The following is a 19,061-nucleotide window of genomic DNA, read 5'->3' as shown; positions in this document are numbered from 1 at the left end:
AACTTCTGGTCCATGGGCGTCCCCGGACCGTGCGGGCCGTGCTCCGAGCTGTACTACGACCGGGGCCCGGCGTTCGGCCGGGAGGGCGGTCCGGCAGTGGACGAGGACCGGTACATGGAGTTCTGGAACCTCGTCTTCATGCAGTACGAGCGCGGCCCGGGCCCCGGCAAGTCCGGCTACCCGATCCTCGGCGAGCTGCCCCGCCGCAACATCGACACCGGAATGGGCCTGGAGCGCATGGCGACCCTGCTCCAGGGCGTGGACAACCTCTACGAGATCGACGAGACCCGCCCCGTCCTCCAGCGCGCCGCCGACCTGGCCGGCGTCCGCTACGGGGCGGACCCGGAGACCGACGTGAGGCTGCGGGTCGTCGCCGACCACGTACGTACGGCCCTGATGCTCCTCGCCGACGGCACCGCCCCGGGCAACGAGGGCCGCGGCTACGTGCTCCGCCGGATCCTGCGCCGTGCCGTCCGCTCCATGAGGCTGCTCGGCTACGAGGACCTGGTGCTGCCCGGACTGCTGCCGGTGGCGCGCGACTGCATGGCGCCGAGCTACCCGGAGGTCACCGACGCCTATGCCCGCATCGCCGATCAGGCCGGTGCCGAGGAGGACGCCTTCCGCTCCTCCCTCAAGCAGGGCACCACCGTCCTCGACACCGCCGTCGCCCGGGTCAAGGCCGAGGGCGGCCGGTCGCTGCCCGGCGCGCAGGCGTTCCTGCTGCACGACACCTACGGCTTCCCCATCGACCTCACCCTGGAGATGGCCGCCGAGCAGGGCGTGGAGGTCGACCGCGAGGGCTTCACCGCGCTGATGAACGAGCAGCGCGAGCGGGCCCGCGCGGACGCCCGCGCCCGTAAGGCCGGCGGCGCGGTGGACACCACCGCCCTGCGTACGGTCCTCGACACGCACGGGCCGACCGACTGGCGGGCCTGGGACACCCTGGAGACCGCATCCCGCGTCCTCGCCCTGCTCGGCCCGGCCGGCCCGGTGCCGGTGGCCCGTACCGGCGACGTCGTCACCGTCGTCCTGGACCGCACCCCGTTCTACGCCGAGTCCGGCGGCCAGGACAGCGACGCCGGACTCCTGTCGGGCGCCTCCGTCGAGGCCGAGGTCATCGACGTCCAGCGCCCGCTGCCCGGCCTCGTCGTCCACCAGGTCCGCATCACCGCAGGCGAACTCGCCCTCGACGACACCGTCCACGCGGCCGTCGACGCCGAGTGGCGGCTCGGTGCCCGGCAGGCCCACTCCGGCACCCACGTCCTGCACGCCGCCCTGCGCGAGATCCTCGGCCCGAACGCCCTCCAGGCCGGCTCCTACAACCGCCCCGGCTACCTCCGCCTCGACTTCCCCTGGCGCGGCGCCCTGTCCCCGGCCGTCCGCAGCGAGATCGAGGAGGCCGCCAACCGCGCGCTCCGCCGCGACCTGCCCGTCGGCGTGCGGTGGATGACCCTGCCCGAGGCCAAGGAACTCGGCGCGCTCGCCCTCTTCGACGAGACGTACGGGGAGAAGGTACGCGTCGTCGAGATCGGCGGCGCCTGGTCCCGGGAGCTGTGCGGCGGCACCCACGTGGACCGGTCCGCGCAGATCGGAACGGTCGCCCTCACCTCGGAAGGCTCGGTCGGCGCGGGCATGCGCCGCCTGGAGGCGGCCGTGGGCATCGAAGGCTTCGGCTACCTGGCCCGCGAACGGGACCTGGTGGCACGCGTCGCCGAGCAGCTCGGAGCCCCCCGCGCCGAGCTGCCCGACCGCATCGCCGCCCTCCTCGACCGGCTCAGGGACGCCGACCGGGAGAACGCCCGCCTCAAGCAACAGGCCACCACCGCCCGCGCCGCCGAACTCGCCGACACGGCAACCGAGGTGAACGGCGTACGGACCATCACCACCACGACGGACGGCACCGCCCAGGAGACCCGCACTCTCGCCCTGGCCGTCCGCGACCACCTGCCCGCCGACCTGCCCTGCGCGGTAGCGATCGGCACGGAGGACGGGGCCCTCGTCCTCGCCCTCAACAAGGCGGCGCGGGCGACCGGCCTGAACGCCTCCCACCTGGTGAAGCAACTCCTCGGCGGCCGCGGCGGCGGCTCACCGGAGGTCGCCCAGGGCGGCGGCCTGCCCGCCGACCGCGTCGCCAAGATTCTCACTTCACTGCCCCACTTGATCGCCACCACGCTCTGACACGCCTACTGAGAGGGCGTTTTGCCCCGTTGTTTCGCTCCATTCTGCGTACTTGGTGAGGTTCAGGCTCCTCGCCAGGTTGGTGTGGATTCGTGGGTGATGCGGCGGGTCATGAGGGCGATCATGGCGGTGGAGCGGGTGGGTAGAGCCTCGTAGTCGCGGGCCAGGCGGCTGTGGTGCATGAGCCAGCCCAGGGTGCGTTCGACCACCCATCTGCGGGGCAGGACCTTGAAGCCCTTGGTGCCGGGGGTGCGGCGGACGACTTCGAGGTCGATGCCGAGGCGGGCGGCGTGGTCGACGAGGTACTCGCGGTAGCCGCGGTCGGCCCAGCCCTTGCGGAGGCCGGGATGGTCGGCAGCGAGGTGGTCCAGGAGGCGTTCGCCGGCGGCGGAGTCCTGGATACTCGCAGCGGTCACCAGCACGGTCAGTATGAGCCCGGTGGTGTCGATGATGATGCTCCGCTTGCGGCCCACGATCCGTTTGCCCACGTCGGCACCTTGTTCGCGGGCGGGGACGTTGGTGGAGGTCTTCACGCTCTGCGCGTCGATGACGAACCCGGTCGGCTCCGGGTTGCGGCCTTCGTCCTCGCGGACCCGGCGCCGCAGCAGGGCGTTGAGGTGCTCGAAGACGCCGTCGCGTTCCCACCGGCCGAAGGCTCCGTGAACGCGGGCGGTCACAGCAGCGAGGAGGAGACAACGTCAGGGCTCGCGGAGCCGGGCCAAGGACACGCTGACCACCGCCGACCGAGTCCTAGCCTCCGTTCTCCACCTGGGTAAACTCGGAACACGAGACCTGATCGCCCACCTCCTCGGCGGCAACGGCAGCACCATCACCAGGGCCGACCCCCAATCCAGCCCCTCCTCACCGACCACGGCTGCATCGTTCGATCCTCAACAGCCAGGTTCCGCACACCCGCCGACGCCACCGCGTACCTCACGAACAGCAACCCCGGCATCAAAGCCCGTGGCCGAAAGCCCTGCGGTGAATGGCCCGGAGCTGTTGGCGTCGGCGACGGTGGAATGCAGGGCGATCTGCACCTTTGTGGATCTAACTCTCACCAGCTGGCGCGACCGGAACGGCCCTCTGGAGGAACACGAGCTGTCCCGCCGCTCAGTTACGGAGCAGCCCTAATGAGCTCAAGGCCCTCTCAACAGCACACGCGGGATGAATCACAAGCGCACAAGGTTTCCACGCATTGTCATGCGCGGAGGCTGATTCCCTGGCTCATCTCGGCAGAAGCGTGTTCCATGAGTGGAAGACCTTGGGGTGGCTCAAGCTCCGCCCACCCAACCGCCTCAACTTTTCCCAGGGCCCGTAGCATGGCCATGGGTGGCACGGCCGTGAAATCTTGAGGCAGCTAGTAAGCGAATAATCGTGCGCGGATACCTCTTTCAGAAAATCACAGGGAACGCATGATGAATAAGGTTGCAGAATCTGCAAAAATCGGGAGGCCGCAGCCAGGCTCTCGCATCGCAGGATTGGGCGCTTATCGGCCGTCATTCTTGATTTCGAATGAGGAAGCGGCCACCGCGGCAGGCGTAGAACCGGATTGGATCGCCCAGCGTGTGGGCGTTCAGGAGCGGCGGCACGCGGACGAAAACGAGACGGTGGTAAACATGGCCGTGGCAGCCGGCAAGGAAGCCCTTGCCGACGCCCAGGCCGACCCCGCCGACATCGACGTTTTGGTGCTCGCCACCTGCTCGATGCCTTCGCCGATGCCTAACGGTGCTGCGCAGGTAGCAACTGCTCTGGGGTGCCACGCCACGGCCGCATTCGATGTGAATGCTGCGTGCTCCGGATTCAGCCATGCCCTCGCGGTCGCTGATGGGCTCGTGCGCGCAGGCATTGCGCGCCAGGTCTTGGTCGTTGCGTCCGAGCGCATGAGCGACTGGGTGGCGCCCGATGACCGCAATACCGGTCCGATCTTCGCTGACGGGGCCGCAGCCGCGCTGGTCCAGCCCAGCCCGCTGCCGCAGATTTTTCCCCCCGCATGGGGCAGTAACGGAGCCCAGTCCGACCTGATCGTTATCGATCCCGCGACGCGGCAGATGGAGATGGCGGGACGCAAGGTGTTCCGCTGGACAACGACTGCACTCGCACCGATCATCCAGGACGCCTGCGACCGAGCGGGGATCGCACCATCACGCCTGAAGGCATTCGTTCCTCACCAGGCCAATTTGCGCATCCTTGACATCCTCGCCCAAAACATCGACGTGCGTGGTCTGACAGTTGCCCAGGACGTCATCCAGACCGGAAACACTTGTGCCGCCTCCGTGCCCCTCGCCCTGCATGCACTGCGCAAGGACAACGCCATCGCAAGTGGTGATGCCGTTCTCCTCTTCGGGTTCGGAGCTGGCCTGACCTATGCGGCTCAAGTTGTTCTTTGCCCCTGACCACCCTTATTGCCGACATCCACCATAAGGACCGCCATGACCTCAAACGCGCATACCCTCGAATTGGTACAAAGCTGCATTGCATTGATCTCCGAACGCCGTGTCGAGGAAATCAGTCCAGACCAACGCCTTTACGAGGATCTGCAGCTTGACTCGTTGCAGATCACCGAACTTGCCCAAAAGATCGAAAACGAAACCGGTAAGAGCATCGACGAAGAGAAGCTCGTGACTGAAGGAGCGACCGTCGCTCTGTGTGTGGAAGTCGTTGACGCTGCGAGCTGAACTCGTTCATCGGCGGCGCTGCGCCGGGCCAATGATCGGCCACTCAGAAACCACTTCCTACACTAGCCGGCGCGCTGGCCGCCCGTTAGCATTGAGTGGAGGGACCCCGCTAATGAAAAAGCCCACCAATTACTTTGGTGTAGGTTGCATGCACACCATATCCGAACTCACCCGAAGTATCTACCAAACGGTACCTGCCGCTTCCGCATTACTGTCTTCGCGTGGTGCGCAGTCGGATTCTTGGTCTGCTCCAGCTCACTCTTGCCATGTCGGCGCATCACAGCCGGATCTTGCGTGCGACCGCCAACAGCCATTCGTGCCTATCCCCCCAGCCTCATCACTCTCCGCCTTTACCGGCGAAGCTCACGGTAAGGTGATCCTCCTGGGTGAGCATGCCGTGGTCTACGGAGCTCCCGCGGTAGCCCTGGCCGTACCAACAGCTACCTGCCGTGCCACTGCGCTGCTCGGAGATCGACCGGGGCGCGGTCTCACGTCCTTGTGCGTGCGCACCCCTGACCCCGGCGGACGATATACCGAACTCACCGCTTCGCCATCCATGCACGCACTCGTGGCGACCGCGCTTGAGCGTGCGGATCGCACTCAAGCCACGTCAGTGGACCTGCTGCTAGAAAGTAACATCCCACCAGGACGTGGACTGGGATCCAGTGCAGCATCCGCCCGCGCGGTCGCTGCTTCCCTAAACCATCTATTAGATCTGCGTCTGGGCCCCCAGGATCTGTTCGACCTCGTCCAATCGGCGGAGCGGCTCACACACGGGCGATCCAGCGGTATTGATGCGCACGCTACTGGACAATCTGGGCTGGTTGTGCTGAATCAAGGGCGCATGGCTGTACCCGTCACCGCTCGGCAGGGATGGGTGGTTGTTGCAGACAGTGGGACTTCCGGCAGCACTCACCAAGCTGTAGAGATGCTTAATGGGCTATTTACCCACAGCCCCTTCCTGCAGCGAGACTTCCTCGGTCGGTCCACCGTGCTGACCGCGGATGGTCTCGACGCTCTCGCGGCGGGCCAGCTCGAACGTCTGGGACACCGCCTGACTGAGACGCATACGCTTCTGACAGAGTTGGGACTGGTCACCGCAAAGGTACATGGGCTTGTCGATACGGCCCTGTCCGGTGGAGCGTTGGGCGCCAAAATGACGGGGGGAGGCCTGGGGGGCTGCGCAATCGCGTTGGCCGGCAGTCGAGCGCAGGCTGACGAGCTCGCGGCACACCTCAGGGCACACGGCGCCACGCGGACGTGGCTAGCTCCGCTTCTGGCGGAAGGCTGCGATCAGTGAATAAAGAAAGAGCTGCCACCGCAATCGCGCATCCCAACATCGCCCTGGTGAAGTATTGGGGCAAGCGAGACGAGGATCTGGTCCTGCCATCCGCGGACAGCTTGTCCGTGACGCTGAACGCCTACCCCACTACCACGACCGTCAAGTTGCAACCCGACGGGGCGGAGGATCGGGTGGTGATTGACGGCGTCTCTGCCAGCGGAACCAAGCTCCACCGTGTCATTGATTTTCTCGATCTTGTGCGAAGGCACACCGATGAGCCCTGCGCAGTGTCAGTGACAACGCACAACACAGTACCCACGGGCGCAGGTCTGGCCTCCTCCGCCGCAGGATTCGCAGCTCTCGCTTGCGCCTCCGCGACTGCCTTCCGAATCAATTTGGACGACCGCGCGCTGACAAGCTTGGCGCGGCGGGGCTCGGGTTCCGCAGCCCGATCGGTCCACGGAGGGTTCGTGCACTGGTACGCAGGCGACAGCAACGCACGCGACCCACATGCGAGTTCGTACGCCGAGCCGGTTAGGGGCGTCACGGTGGACCTGGCGCTCATCGTCGTCCTGGTTGACGAAAAGGCCAAGAGCGTCTCCAGCCGAGAAGCCATGCGCAGGACTCAGGCCACATCACCTGATTACGCAGGGTGGCTGGCCAACATCCGCAGCGACATCCGCCTGATGCGCACGGCCTTAGTGGGGGGCGATCTGGAAACGGTCGGACGCATCGCGGAAAACAATGCCATGGGCATGCACCACACGATGGAGACCGCCTCTCCACCCATCAACTACCGCACCCCTGGCTCTCACCAAGTTCTTGAGGCGGTGCGGGCCCTACGCCGAGCCGGAGAGCAGACGTGGGCCACGATGGATGCAGGTCCGAACGTAAAGGTGATCTGTCCACCAGCCGATGCGTCCCGCATCGCCGAACGACTGCGTGAGACGACCAGCTACCGCACCGTCATCGCCGGCCCCGGTCCGGGTGTCCGCCTGCGTACACAGGAGGAGGCGTGATGCGGCCCCCCGTCACCGCGCGGGCGCCGGGCAAGATGATGATTGCCGGCGAGTACGCAGTCCTCACTCCCGGCCAGCCAGCCGTCATCGCTGCGGTCAATCGATACGTCACTGTCACTGCAAGTGAGTGCATCAACTCTGCTCACGCGGGCGAGATCGTCTCCGACCTCGTGCCGAGACCTGTTGCGCTCGTACGGGATGGCGCAGGACTGCATGCCTTGCACGAAGAGGACGCTGAACTTCTTACTGGGCCTCTAGCTCTGCTGTTCGCAGTTGTCCGCACGGTCGACGCCCTGCTGGTGAGCCTGGGCACTCCTTTGGTGGGGGTACGGTTAGAGGTGTTTAGTGGCCCCTTGCACGAGCAGGGGCTCAAGCTGGGACTTGGCTCGAGCGGAGCGGTGACCGCCGCTGCCGTACAAGCATTGATCGACTACATCGGCCTCCCACTGACTACCGAAGCACGCTTCAGGTTAGCCCTCCTGGCCAGCATCACGGTCGATCCCCAACCTTCGGGCGCAGACGTCGCGACCAGCATCTGGCAGAACTGGATCGCTTATAGCCCGCCCGACCGCCACGCTCTTGCGCAATATCTCGCTGCCCACGGTGTCCTGGACACCTTGCACGCACCGTGGTCGGGGCTCTCCGTCCGTTCAGTGCCCGCTCCGACATCGCTGACCTTGCACGCCGGGTGGACCCATCGGCCAGCGTCCACCCACGACCGGATTGGACAGCTCCGAACGGAACCTTGGTGGGCTTCAACCGGTCATAAGGCTTTTCGCGGTCGTAGCGCAGAGCTGGTGCACGAGCTCGCCCACGCCTTGGAAGAGGATAATTCAGCAGGCATTCTCCGGGCGGTCCGCGGTGCACACCATCTACTAACCGAGCTCGATGATCAGACCGGACTTCAAGTCTTTACCTCTGAGCTGACGACATTATGCAACACCGCCAACCGCCTGGGAGCGGCAGCCAAACCCTCCGGTGCAGGCGGCGGGGACTGCGGTATCGCGCTCCTGCCCATCACTTCCAGCCCTGGCCAGCTTCAAGACCGCTGGCGCCAACTCGGCATCACGCCCATGTCGCTGTCTAGCGTCACGACCCTAAACACTCTGTCGCCGGCGGCGGGACCCCATCTCCGGGGACCGCTGTGCCGTGTCCTGCACGCCCCTACCGCAAGGAACCCGCTGTGACCGCGTCACGCAAGGACGACCACGTCCGCCTCGCATTGGCCCAGACTCCGAGTACATCTGCTTCCGCTCGGGCAGTTCCCAATGGGTCACCATCTCCATTCGACGACGTCCACCTCATACACCACGCCCTTGCGGGTACAGACCGCACTTTAATTGATCTGTCCAGCAGCTTTGCCGGCATGCACTGGCCAGTTCCGCTCTACATCAACGCCATGACAGGCGGCAGCCCTATGACGGGGGAGATAAACCGTGACCTGGCCATCGCCGGACACGAGACCGGTCTGCCCGTGGCCACGGGATCCATGAGCCCCTACCTTAAAGATCCCGACACCGCCGACACCTTCGCCACCGTGCGCCGCCACCACCCACACGGGTTCATCATGGCCAATGTCAACGCCTTAGCCACTCCTGAACAAGCGCGGCGTGCCGTCGGCTTGCTCGAAGCAAACGCTCTTCAGATCCACATCAACGCCGTCCAGGAAACCGTCATGCCCGAGGGTGATCGCTCCTTTGGCAGCTGGCCTGCCTCCATTGAGGCAATCGCAACAGCCGTTGCGGTGCCGGTCATCGTCAAGGAGGTTGGCTTCGGGCTAAGCGGCATAACGGTATCTCAGCTGGCGGATCTTGGGGTCGCGGTCGCGGACGTTGCGGGCGGGGGCGGGACCAACTTCGCCGCGATTGAAAACGGACGCCGCGAGCAAGCTGACTACTCCTACCTTAACTCCTGGGGGCTGAGCACTCCCGCCGCGCTCCTCGATGCTCGCGGCTGCGGTTTGCCCCTGCTCGCCTCCGGCGGCATCCGCCATCCCCTGGACGTCGTTCGCAGCCTGGCTCTGGGCGCCCATGCCGCAGGGGTATCCGCAGCATTTCTCGCGACGCTGCAACGCGACGGGCTGGCGCCACTGATCTCCCAGATACAACAGTGGCTTGACCAAATCACTGCTCTCATGACGGTCCTCGGTGCACATTGCCCTGCCGAGGTCTCCTCCTGCGATGTCGTACTGACTGGAAGTCTCTACGACTTCGCCCGGCAGCGCTGCCTTGATATCAAAACCTCCACCGAGGAAACGGCATGACAATATCCGCCACTATACGCGCGGAAGACCCCGATCGCGGCAAGAACTACACCCCTATCCCTCTGCGGTGGATCGGCCCCCTGCGCATCTGCGGCAACGCAGTTGAAGGAGAGGTACGTGTACCTCTGGCGACCTACGAATCACCCTTGTGGCCTGCCGTCGGCCGTGGCGCCCGAGTTTCGCGCCACACTGAAGCGGGCATCAGGGCAACCGTCGTTGACGAGCGCATGACTCGTTCCGTTCTCGTCGAAGGTGAAGACGCGGCACGGTGTCTGGAAGCTGCCAGCGCCCTCCAAAACCGCCTCGGAGAACTGCAGTCGGTTACCCGTAGCACCAGTCGTTACGCCGAACTGCTTGCCGTTCGGCACGAGATCTGCGGGCCCCTGCTCTTTTTACGCTTCGAGTTCGCCACGGGTGACGCCTCGGGCCACAACATGGTTACGCTGGCCGCTGACGCCGTCCTGTCGCACATACTCTCGACCATATCCGGCATCCGCTACGGCTCGATCTCCGCCAATTACTGCAGCGATAAGAAGGCCACGGCAATCAATGGAATACTGGGCCGCGGAAAAAACGTCACGGCCGAAATCCTTATTCCGCGCGCCGTCGTCGTACGCCAACTGCGCACAACGGCAGCCCAAGTCGCACACCTGAATACGCACAAGAATCTCATCGGCACTCTCCTAGCCGGTGGCATACGGTCTGCAAATGCTCATTATGCCAATATGCTGCTTGCCTTCTATCTAGCAACTGGCCAGGACGCCGCTAACATTGTTGAAGGCTCCCAAGGTGTCACCTACGCGGCCGACCGCGACGGTGACCTGTACTTCTCCTGCACGCTGCCCAACGTGATTGTCGGCACGACTGGCAACGGCAAGAATCTGGAGGGCACCGACGATGTGCTCAGAAATTTGGGCTGCCGCGATGGGCGTCCCGTCGGCGGCAATGCCCGCCGCCTGGCTGCTTTGGCAGCCGGCACCGTTCTGTGCGGGGAGTTGTCCCTTCTGGCCGCACAAACCAACCCCGGCGAGCTGATGAAAGCTCACACCAGCATCGAACGCACCAAGGGAGAGCACCGTGCACCGTAGACCTGAGGTTGGGATACGTGATCTGACTTTCCGAACCACCAGCCTGTCCCTTACCCACGCTGAACTCGCCCGGCACACCGGGGCAAACATTGCGAAATATCACAAGGGAATCGGTCAGCGGGCCATGAGCGTGCCCGCAACCGACGAAGACATCGTCACCATGGCGGCAGACGCAGTCGCTGCAGTACTCCAGCGACACGGCACCACAAAGTTGCGGACTCTACTCTTCGCCACAGAGAGTTCCATCGACCAGTCCAAGGCCGCGGGGGTATACGTCCACTCACTTTTGGGCCTGCCGTCCCATGTCCGCGTAGTAGAACTCAAGCAGGCGTGCTACGGGGCTACCGCTGCTCTGCAACTAGCCGCCGCGCTCGTGCACTCAGATTACAACCAGCAGGTCCTTGTCGTTGCGAGCGATATTGCTCGCTATGACCTCAACAGCCCCGGTGAATCCACCCAAGGAGCCGCCGCGGCGGCCATGCTGGTCAGCGCAGAGCCGGCGCTAGCCGCGATCGAGCGGCCCAGCGGACTGCACACTCAGGATGTCATGGACTTCTGGCGCCCCAACTACCGTACTACCGCTCTCGTCGATGGAAAAAAGTCTCTCAACGCCTACCTCGACGCGCTGGAAGGCGCGTGGACGGACTACCGGAAACACGGCGGCCGGAAGCTAAACGATCTCGCTGCCGTCTGTTATCACCAACCCTTTACGCGTATGGCCCACAAGGCCCATCACCGCCTCCTTCGCCTCTCCGACCTGCCTACCTCACGTGCCGACATCGGCGTGATGCTTTCCCCGACAACTACCTACAATGAAACCATAGGTAACAGCTATACCGCTTCGCTTTACCTCGCGCTGGCCTCGTTGCTAGACAGTAAGACGGAACTCGAAGGACAGCCAATCGGTCTTTTCAGTTATGGATCAGGATGTGTGGCCGAGTTCTTGACCGTCCGGATTATGCCCGGCTACCGCCGCCACCTGCGCACAGCTCAGCATGAGCGGTCTATATCCGGACGACGCTCCATTAGCTACGAGGAATACCGGCAGCACCATGCTTTAACCACGCCTACGGATGGAACGACATGGCTCGCTGCTCAGGAGACGACCGGCCCCTACCGACTCGAAGGACTCAAGGACCACCAGCGTATCTACACCCCTAACAAGCGACACGAGTCGACTATGCAACCAAACTAACGCTCGTCCCTCTCCGGCACCTGTCGGCCTCCACGACGAAAGATCCGACCATGGCAAAGACTGTTACTCAACCTCCGCCGAACGCGGCCAGCAGAGTCGACCATTATCTGCGTCTTCACCTCGAGAGCAAAATTTACAATTCAGTCGCACTGAATCATCTGGCCCGCAGTATCACGTCGTTCACCCTCAACGGCGGGAAACGCATTCGTCCCCTCATGTGCTGCCTAGGCTACCGCGCGACTACTACCGCTGAGCTGTCCCCCGCCGTTGAGCGGTGCGCCGCGGCGATTGAGCTCTTCCACGCCTTTGCTCTCATCCACGACGACATCATCGACAAATCCGACAGCCGACGCGGTTTGCCAACCCTGCAGCACACACTTGCAGATCGGCATGCTGACCGCGGTATCGACTCACATGACGGAATGAGCAAGGCCATCCTTGCTGGCGACATGGCTCTTATTTGGGCGGATGAACTCTTTCAACACAGCGGTATCAGCGACGCACAACGCACGGCGGCCCAACCGGTGTGGGACGCCCTGCGCGCGCAGGTGATTGCCGGGCAGTATCTGGACGTTGACGCTACGGGACGCCTGGACGACGACCTCGATGCCGCAATGCGCATTATTCGCTACAAGACCGCCAAGTACACCGTCGAGCAGCCTCTCCTTCTGGGAGCTTCTCTCGCCGGAGCATCAAGAACACAGGCAGAGACGCTGTCTGCGTTCGGTTTGCTCCTCGGTGAAGCCTTCCAACTCCGTGACGATCTTCTAGGTGTATTCGGCACGCCGGAAGTCACTGGAAAATCACGCCTTGATGATCTACGAGAAGGTAAGCGTACTCCGCTGATTGCTGTAGCTCTTCGTGACGCGCCCGCAGAACACCGAAGCAGGCTACTACAGCTTCTCGGTAATCCTGATCTTAGCGAGGATGATGCGGCGGAGGTGCGCCATATCCTAAGATCGTGCGGAGCACGAGAGTCTATCGAGAATATGATCAATGAGCGCCGCAATATGGCCCTTGTTGTAGTGAGCAGGGCTGAAGAATTCCACGCGCCATCCAAAGAGAGTATGCGTGATCTCGTAGATCAGCTTACCCACAGGTCGGGTTAGCAGACACTAAACATCATTCCGTTTTCGGAGGTTAGCAATGATTATACTTCCCAATCTCAATATCCCTCGCGTAACCCTAATCAACCCCTCAACACCTCATGCCGAACAGCACGGGCGTAAGTTTGTGCGCCATTTCGGACTTGTTCCAAACGAAGCCAGGGCAGAACGTCACAACAATTGCCACATCGGGACACTGGCCGGACATACCTATTTGCAGGCCGACAGGCACCGACTGGAATTGATCACAGCCTGGATCGGGTGCTTATTCGCGCTCGATGATCTTTTCGACGAGACAACGACGGGGCATAGCCCCAAGCAGGTCAGAAAAATATGCGACCGAGTGCTCGCCCAACTACCACCAAGCGTCGGATCGACGCCGACACCAACAGGGGAATTCGATGAGGCCTTCAAGGAACTCTGGCGACGCACGAGTGCACTTATGTCCGAAGCTTGGCGAACGCGTTTCCATTTACATCTTGCCAATTTCTTCGACTACTGTGTATGGGAAGCAGAGAACAGAGCTATTAGCGCTCTTCCGCCGCTGGATGAGTATAGGAGTAGGCGCGCCGACGCGTTTTTAACGTACGCCGACTTCATCGAGATAGCGAACGATGCAGAGCTGCCGGGCGAGATAGCCACCATGAAACTGCTGAGGACGGCGACCCTCGCCGCCGGCGACATCACTCTGTGGACGAACGACCTTTTCTCGTGGGCGAGAGAGAGAGAAAATGGCGAGGTCCACAACTATGTTTCCTTGAAGCAGCAGATCGATGATATCAGCGCGCAGGAGGCCGTCGACGCAGTCGGGAGCGCAATTCGCATCAGAATTGTCGAGTTCGACGAGCTGATCAGGAAGTTGCGCACCCATTTTGAGAAAGCTGATTTTGACAAAGAGAGAGGTGCACTCGAACGCCATCTCACCTCCCTTGGGCAATGGTTGCCTGGTCAGCTAGCGTGGCGATTCGTCTCGGAGCGCCAGAAATCAGCTTGGGGCACCATGGATGAGGGTCCGGCGCAATGACTATGCCGGAACTAGGCCCATTGCACGGTCATCTAGTCTATCGTGATCTATCACGGTCAGATCTGGCCGAGGACCTTAGCTTCGGACTCAAGCTTGCGTTTTTTCGCACGCTGGCGATACCGAGCATAAGCAGTGTGCTTTGTCAGACTGGTGCACTACTTTCGGCTCCTCGAACGCGAGCCTCAGCAACCAGCCATCTGATATACCACATCATCGAACGCGGATTCTCCGATGCTCAAGGCGATGCGGCCATTCGGCACGTCAACAGGGTGCACGCAACTTATGGTCTGACCAACGAGGATATGCTTTACGTCCTATCAGCCTTTATCGTGGTACCAACCCGATGGATACAGACGTATGGACGCCGCCCACTTTCGGAGCGCGAACTGGCTGGCACATACGTTTTTTATCGCGAACTTGGACAAAGAATGGGAATTTGCGCGATACCTCGTACCTATGAAGGTGTGGCTGAATTCCTTGACTCCTACGAGTTAGTCCACGTCCGCGCTAACTCCGCCAGTAAAAAGGTAATCAAAGCCACTCTGCCCCAGATGTACGACCGAGTGTCTGGAGCGCGGGGTTGGCGGAAACTGGTCTCGGTTGTCGTGCTCGGCCCGGCAGTGCGGCAGGCCGCCGGAATGGCTGAGCCCACTCGCCTTCTGCGTTTCACCGTGCACCTGCACCTGTCTGCCCGCTCTGGACGCCTTTCCTTCAAGAAGATGCGCCCGTGGCAGCTTTAACAGCGGCTACATAATGAGTTGATCTGTGGGAGGGTGATGAGGTAAAGGCTGTCCCGCAACTCAACGCAAGATTGGTTGGCGCCAGCAGTTACGGGACAGCTTTTAGCAGGTAAGCGTGAAGGAGTCTTCGTGGATCTCGGCTCGGCGTTCCCATCAGATTTAGAGGCGTTTGAAGATTTGGAGCCAGGCGAAGCTGCGTTTGACGGCCCAGCGGTATTTGCCCAATCCAGTGCCGTGAGGGTGCCGCGGCGGGCGCTGGCCGGCACGATGCAGCGTTGCCGGACCGATCGCGGTAGATGTCGTGGTCGTACCTGCGGTCGGAGGGCGAGTTCGGCTTACGGCGCGGTGTCCGCGCAGACCTCTGGCGGGTGGGGTTACGTTGATCAGGGCAGGAGATGTGTGACGTCTTTGCGGTTGCCGCCCCTAAGAATCACGGCGAGCGGGGTGTCCAGTCCGTCGGTGATCAGGTGTTACTTCGATCCCTCTCGGCTACGATCGACTGACCACGGTCCCGAGCGGCTACCCCTTTCAGCGCCCGCACATCACTGGAGTCGGCTACCGCCCGCGAACAGTCGGGGCGGGCCGCAGCGTAGAGATTGGCCAGCAGCATTTCGTTCAGCTGCTGCCAGATGTCGGCTTCGTTCCAGTCCCCCACACTCCGCCAGCACGCAATACCCGACCGGAAGCCCGACTCCTCAGACAGGCACTCTTACAAGTTGGTGCGTGATAGCGGGTGAGGCGTGTTTGGCCTGGTCGTGGCCTGTTCTCAGTTGTTGTGGGTGCGGTCGGAGACGAGGCCGGCGATGGCACGGTAGGTGTCGGGCAGGCGGTCGCGGCGGTGGGTCCAGCGCGTCAGTTGCTTCCAGCGTTTGTGGTCGGCGAGGGCGTGTTCGACGGTGATGCGGTCGGATGAGTGGCCGTGACGGTCGCGTTCCCATTGTTCGACCCTGCCGGGCAGTGCTCCCGGACGCTGTTTTCTGGGCGGTGTGATCGCTTGCCCGCGGTGGTCGCGGCTCAGGCCGAGGTAGCCGTCGTCCAGGAGGACCTCGACGTCGGGGAAGTGCTGGAAGCAGATGGCGATGCCTTCGTTGCGGGCGGCTGTCGCGTCGTGCATACGACCGGGCCGCAGGGCATCGGTCCATAACGTGCGGCCCCGCCAGTCGGCGATCACGGTGGCCTTCATCGTGTTCTGCTTCTTCTTTCCCGAGACGAACGCACGGCGACCGCCGCGGTTGGCCTGCGGCCTGCGGACCTGGATCTCGGTGGCGTCAAGCCGCAGCTCGACGCCTTCGGACTGGGCGTAGGCGAACACGTCCGTCAGCGTCCGAAGACGCAGGCCGGGACGGTCGGGGACCGCGCACCCCCGCTCGGCAAGGAGCGTGCGTATCTCTGCGATCGCACGGGTGATGGTGGAGCGGTCGACGCCGAACAGCAGGCTCAGGACCGAGTGCGGCAGGTCGTGCCGTAGATGTATCAGCGTGGCCACCAACCGGTCGACGAACACCAGCTGGTGACGGGCGCCGGCACCCGCGGCCCGCTTCCGGACTCCTCCGCGTACGGCATGGCGTCGGCCTTCGAGTCCGGCCTGCCACGGCACGGCCAACTCTTTGGCCAAGCAAGCCAGATGATGCTCGGTCTGTCGGACAGGCAGGCCGCCGAGGCGGTCCGCTGCCGCATCGACTTCAAGTACGCAATGGCCATGGAGCTGGACGATCGCGGCTTCCACCACAGTGTGCTGGGCGACTTCCGCGATCGTCTCGCCGAGGATGGCCGTGCCGACCGCCTCCTCGACCTTGCGTTGGCCCGCCTGAAGGAGGCCGGCCTGGTGCATGAGCGCACCACCCAGCGCACCGACTCCACCCACGTCCTGGCCGCGGTACGCGACCTGACCCGACTGGAGCTGATCACCGAGGCGGTCCGCGCCGCCCTGGAAGAAGTCGCCGGTACCTCGCCTCACCTGCTGGACGAACTGGTCGACGAGGGCTGGGGGCTGCGCTACGGCCGGCCGGTCCGCCTGGGGAAGAACCCCACCAGGCCCATGACCAGAATTCTTGCCACCGGAAACGACGCCGTCCGGCTTCTGGAGCACCTCTACCGGCACGGAGCGGACCGCCGGTTCGGTCCTCGCATCCAGGCATTGCGACAGATCATGGTGCAGAACTATCGCCGTGATGCCGCGGGACAGCTGCGCTGGCGCACCGCCGAGAAGGAAGGCGGGGCCGGTCTGCCGCCGTCGTCGCGGGCGATCGTCTCGCCCTACGACACCTCGGCTCGCTACGCGAGGCACGGACACATCATCAGCTGGAAGGGGTTCGCCGCTCATCTGACCGAGACCTGTGCCCCCGACGGCCCCAACGTGATCACGGATGTCACCACCACTGCGGCCACCACCCACGACAGCCAGGTCCTGCCCGGCATCCACACCCGCCTGGCTCGTCGCGGCCTGCTGCCCGCCGAGCACCTGGTCGACGCCGGCTACACCTCCCTGCCCCACCTGGAACAAGATGCCCGTGAGCACCAGGTCACCGTCTCCGGTCCGCTGAAGAGCAACCCCACCGCCAGCAACGCCGCGACGAGGGCTTTGCCCGGGACGACTTCTCCATCGACTACGACAAGCAGCAGGTCACCTGCCCCCAGGGCGAGACAAGCGCGGGCTGGCACGGCCCCTACCCGACTTCCTCGCCCACCGCCGCCCCGCTGATCGTGGCACGGTTCACCAAGAGCCAGTGCCGCCCCTGCCCGGCACGCACGCAGTGCACCAGCACCGCCGACAGCGCCCGCACCGTGGGCTTTCCCCCGCGCGAGCTCCGTGACCTGCAACTCCGCGTCCGCGCCGAACAGCAGACGCCCGAGTGGAAGACTCGCTACGCGGTCCGCTCCGGAGTGGAGAGCACGGTCAACGAGCTCGCCCACGGACACGGCATGCGGCGCTGCCGCTACCGAGGACAGGGGAAGGCCCACATCCAGCACATCCTGACGGCCATCGCCGTCAACATCGAGCGCCTCAGCGGACTGTCACCCGCTGAGGAAGCCCCCAGACCCCGCCAGCCGACTGCCTTCCAGAACTACCTCGACCAGCGCGAGATCCCTCGCCTGAAGTCCTGGCGAAACCTGGGCAGTTGACCTCAACCGGCCCAAGATCCCCGACAGAGTCAAGCTAAGGCGAGGAACGGGCGGTCTGCTCAGACCGCACCGTCACCTTTAACATACGTTGCTACTCGACCCCGCCCGGCCCCACCGGTGCCCCGGTCTGGTGCCGGGCCCTCGGCGACGAGTTGTCGAACCGAGGCCCGCTCCGAGTCCGGACATGTGTCGGAGATCTGGAGTCACCAGCTGTCCACGCCCGGCATCCCGCAGATCATCGATGAACACTACCCCGACCCCCCTGTCGGCCGATCGAACCATCAGCCCAGGCTGCAGCCCCGCGCGGAAGGGAAAGTCGCATTCATGGGCATCTGCCCGGGAGCCAGCCGCTGGCTGAAGGACGCTGGCCCCGTCAGAGCATCCCAGATCCACGCACAGATGGCCCAAGCCGCCGATCTGGCCACCGTCCTAGGCAGCGACCCGGTCAACCAATCCCTCGGCCTCGCGGTCACAGCTGGGTGCTTGCCCGAGGAGGAGGCCCACTCCGTCCCGAACGTCACCATCGCTTGGCAGGTTCTGGGCCGCTAGCAGACGGTCGCCGGGGAGTCGCGGCGGCTCGGGTTGCGACGCGGCTGCTGCGGGGCAACAACGCGCTGACGAGCCCTTGCTTGGTGATCAGGAAGGCGACGCAGATTAATCCACTGACACAGTACGACGAACGGCACTCAAGCCAAAAACTGCGAGGACTCCGCCTCGCGGTGCCGCGTCGCTGGGAGCGAGCCACAGCAAGCCCATTCCGGCAGATGAACCAAAGAGGAACACCGTCAAGGATGAGTGAGAGGCAGATTTCATAGGAGACGACAGCTACGAGCGCATACATGTGCACATGAACGATCCCTTACTCTATGAGTGCGTCTACCCGGCGCCTCAGAACCGCGACTCCAAATGCTGTTGCCTCGAAAGGTCTGAAAACCTCCGCATGTGCGCTTGCGGCCTGCCTTCAAGGGATGGCAGCACTCAAGTAGGCCAAGTAGGGCATGACTGCGACATCCCATCGCCGCCGTTCGTCCCGGGAGGCGTAGGTCGATAGGGCTGAATGTCGCTCTCGGGGGCTAGGCAGCCGCAGGCCTGGCCCCCGGGTTTTGGACACCGGAGACACTTGCATCTTGATGGTCCGGGAGAAGGGAGTCCCCGTCGGGATAAAGCGTTACGAGTTCAAGGTGGACGCCGTCGCGTTGTACCGGTCAAGGCCGGGAGCGATGATCGAGTCGGTCGCTGGTGATCTCGATTTGAACACCGAGACACTGCGGAACTAGTGCCGGGTCAGGCAACGTTTGCCTTGCCGACGACGGCGCGTAGGCGTCGGTCGTCGGCGTGGCGGTTTCGCCAGGTGATGTAGCGGCGGAT

Annotated in this window: 15 protein-coding genes and 3 pseudogenes; 15 read left to right on the top strand and 3 right to left on the bottom strand. The window is 63.6% G+C overall.

Translation table 11 applies throughout. The features are described 5' to 3' along the window. Positions 1-2,178, top strand: a 2,178-nt coding sequence (gene alaS, locus ACFWRT_RS36795) for an alanine--tRNA ligase (RefSeq protein ID WP_381121429.1), incomplete at its 5' end; no start/stop codon positions are given. A 62-nt stretch (positions 2,179-2,240) separates the two neighbouring features. Here the strand turns inward: alaS and ACFWRT_RS36790 are convergent. Then, positions 2,241-2,843, bottom strand: a pseudogene (locus tag ACFWRT_RS36790) (IS5 family transposase); the annotation flags it as partial. Here ACFWRT_RS36790 and ACFWRT_RS36785 point away from each other — a divergent pair. From ACFWRT_RS36785 to ACFWRT_RS36730, 12 genes and pseudogenes are all read left to right on the top strand, one after another. Next, positions 2,834-3,128, top strand: a pseudogene (locus ACFWRT_RS36785) (ISAzo13 family transposase); the annotation flags it as partial. The pseudogenes ACFWRT_RS36790 and ACFWRT_RS36785 overlap by 10 nt on opposite strands. Before the next feature lie 465 nt (positions 3,129-3,593). After that, entirely contained in the window at positions 3,594-4,571 is a 978-nt protein-coding gene (locus ACFWRT_RS36780) for a beta-ketoacyl-ACP synthase 3 (RefSeq protein ID WP_380949031.1), read from the top strand. A 36-nt stretch (positions 4,572-4,607) separates the two neighbouring features. Next, complete coding sequence (locus tag ACFWRT_RS36775) at positions 4,608-4,853, top strand: acyl carrier protein (RefSeq protein ID WP_380949030.1); 246 nt, start codon at positions 4,608-4,610, stop codon at positions 4,851-4,853. Between the two features lie 31 nt (positions 4,854-4,884). Continuing rightward, a complete protein-coding gene (gene mvk, locus ACFWRT_RS36770; RefSeq protein WP_380949029.1) occupies positions 4,885-6,153 on the top strand; it encodes a mevalonate kinase in 1,269 nt (422 codons plus the stop codon). After that, on the top strand, positions 6,114-7,154 hold the full coding sequence (mvaD, locus tag ACFWRT_RS36765) for a diphosphomevalonate decarboxylase (protein WP_380949028.1): 1,041 nt from the start codon (positions 6,114-6,116) through the stop codon (positions 7,152-7,154). Before mvk ends, mvaD begins: the two co-directional genes overlap by 40 nt. Next, positions 7,154-8,341, top strand: a complete 1,188-nt coding sequence (locus ACFWRT_RS36760) for a phosphomevalonate kinase (protein WP_380949365.1) — start codon at positions 7,154-7,156, stop codon at positions 8,339-8,341. Before mvaD ends, ACFWRT_RS36760 begins: the two co-directional genes overlap by 1 nt. Then, positions 8,299-9,417, top strand: coding sequence for a type 2 isopentenyl-diphosphate Delta-isomerase (gene fni / locus ACFWRT_RS36755; RefSeq protein WP_380949027.1), 1,119 nt, complete (start codon positions 8,299-8,301; stop codon positions 9,415-9,417). The genes ACFWRT_RS36760 and fni overlap by 43 nt, the downstream gene beginning before the upstream one ends. Beyond that, on the top strand, positions 9,414-10,505 hold the full coding sequence (locus ACFWRT_RS36750; protein ID WP_380949026.1) for a hydroxymethylglutaryl-CoA reductase: 1,092 nt from the start codon (positions 9,414-9,416) through the stop codon (positions 10,503-10,505). The genes fni and ACFWRT_RS36750 overlap by 4 nt, the downstream gene beginning before the upstream one ends. Continuing rightward, the gene (locus ACFWRT_RS36745) at positions 10,495-11,700 is read left to right on the top strand and encodes a hydroxymethylglutaryl-CoA synthase (protein WP_380949025.1); all 1,206 of its coding nucleotides are present in this window, start codon (positions 10,495-10,497) and stop codon (positions 11,698-11,700) included. Before ACFWRT_RS36750 ends, ACFWRT_RS36745 begins: the two co-directional genes overlap by 11 nt. 50 nt (positions 11,701-11,750) lie before the next feature. Continuing rightward, positions 11,751-12,809 (top strand): polyprenyl synthetase family protein, encoded by a 1,059-nt coding sequence (locus ACFWRT_RS36740; protein ID WP_380949024.1) that lies wholly within the window; start codon positions 11,751-11,753, stop codon positions 12,807-12,809. A 37-nt stretch (positions 12,810-12,846) separates the two neighbouring features. Further along, on the top strand, positions 12,847-13,830 hold the full coding sequence (locus ACFWRT_RS36735) for a terpene synthase family protein (RefSeq protein WP_380949023.1): 984 nt from the start codon (positions 12,847-12,849) through the stop codon (positions 13,828-13,830). Next, positions 13,827-14,570 carry an oxygenase MpaB family protein gene (locus ACFWRT_RS36730; protein ID WP_380949022.1) on the top strand — a complete coding sequence of 248 codons (744 nt, stop codon included), beginning with the start codon at positions 13,827-13,829 and terminating at the stop codon, positions 14,568-14,570. Before ACFWRT_RS36735 ends, ACFWRT_RS36730 begins: the two co-directional genes overlap by 4 nt. A 162-nt stretch (positions 14,571-14,732) precedes the next feature. Here ACFWRT_RS36730 and ACFWRT_RS36725 read toward each other — a convergent pair. Both ACFWRT_RS36725 and ACFWRT_RS36720 read right to left on the bottom strand, forming a co-directional pair. Beyond that, positions 14,733-15,279, bottom strand: a pseudogene (locus ACFWRT_RS36725) (transposase family protein); the annotation flags it as partial. 57 nt (positions 15,280-15,336) lie between these two features. Next, a complete protein-coding gene (locus tag ACFWRT_RS36720) occupies positions 15,337-16,221 on the bottom strand; it encodes a transposase family protein (RefSeq protein ID WP_380949364.1) in 885 nt (294 codons plus the stop codon). On the opposite strand from ACFWRT_RS36720, the gene ACFWRT_RS36715 reads away from it, so the two are divergent. Together ACFWRT_RS36715 and ACFWRT_RS36710 are read left to right on the top strand one after the other, a co-directional pair. Further along, a complete protein-coding gene (locus ACFWRT_RS36715; protein WP_380949021.1) occupies positions 16,132-17,271 on the top strand; it encodes a transposase in 1,140 nt (379 codons plus the stop codon). The genes ACFWRT_RS36720 and ACFWRT_RS36715 overlap by 90 nt on opposite strands. Beyond that, positions 17,172-17,693 (top strand): transposase, encoded by a 522-nt coding sequence (locus ACFWRT_RS36710; RefSeq protein ID WP_380949363.1) that lies wholly within the window; start codon positions 17,172-17,174, stop codon positions 17,691-17,693. Before ACFWRT_RS36715 ends, ACFWRT_RS36710 begins: the two co-directional genes overlap by 100 nt. Positions 17,694-19,061: the final 1,368 nt, after the last annotated feature.

Source organism: Streptomyces cyaneofuscatus, assembly GCF_042718795.1.
Taxonomy (GTDB): Bacteria; Actinomycetota; Actinomycetes; order Streptomycetales; family Streptomycetaceae; genus Streptomyces; species Streptomyces cyaneofuscatus_A.
The sequence above is the reverse complement of the archived record's forward strand: the minus strand, read 5'-3'. Positions and strand labels throughout refer to the sequence as shown.

Excerpts from the sequence above, each read along its gene's own strand:
- ACFWRT_RS36750 (WP_380949026.1), top strand. The coding sequence starts at position 9,414 with ATGACAATATCCGCCACTATACGCGCGGAAGACCCCGATCGCGGCAAG.
- ACFWRT_RS36760 (WP_380949365.1), top strand. The coding sequence starts at position 7,154 with ATGCGGCCCCCCGTCACCGCGCGGGCGCCGGGCAAGATGATGATTGCC.
- ACFWRT_RS36780 (WP_380949031.1), top strand. The coding sequence starts at position 3,594 with ATGAATAAGGTTGCAGAATCTGCAAAAATCGGGAGGCCGCAGCCAGGC.
- ACFWRT_RS36735 (WP_380949023.1), top strand. The coding sequence starts at position 12,847 with ATGATTATACTTCCCAATCTCAATATCCCTCGCGTAACCCTAATCAAC.
- mvk (WP_380949029.1), top strand. The coding sequence starts at position 4,885 with ATGATCGGCCACTCAGAAACCACTTCCTACACTAGCCGGCGCGCTGGC.
- ACFWRT_RS36715 (WP_380949021.1), top strand. The coding sequence starts at position 16,132 with ATGGCGTCGGCCTTCGAGTCCGGCCTGCCACGGCACGGCCAACTCTTT.
- ACFWRT_RS36775 (WP_380949030.1), top strand. The coding sequence starts at position 4,608 with ATGACCTCAAACGCGCATACCCTCGAATTGGTACAAAGCTGCATTGCA.
- ACFWRT_RS36730 (WP_380949022.1), top strand. The coding sequence starts at position 13,827 with ATGACTATGCCGGAACTAGGCCCATTGCACGGTCATCTAGTCTATCGT.
- ACFWRT_RS36740 (WP_380949024.1), top strand. The coding sequence starts at position 11,751 with ATGGCAAAGACTGTTACTCAACCTCCGCCGAACGCGGCCAGCAGAGTC.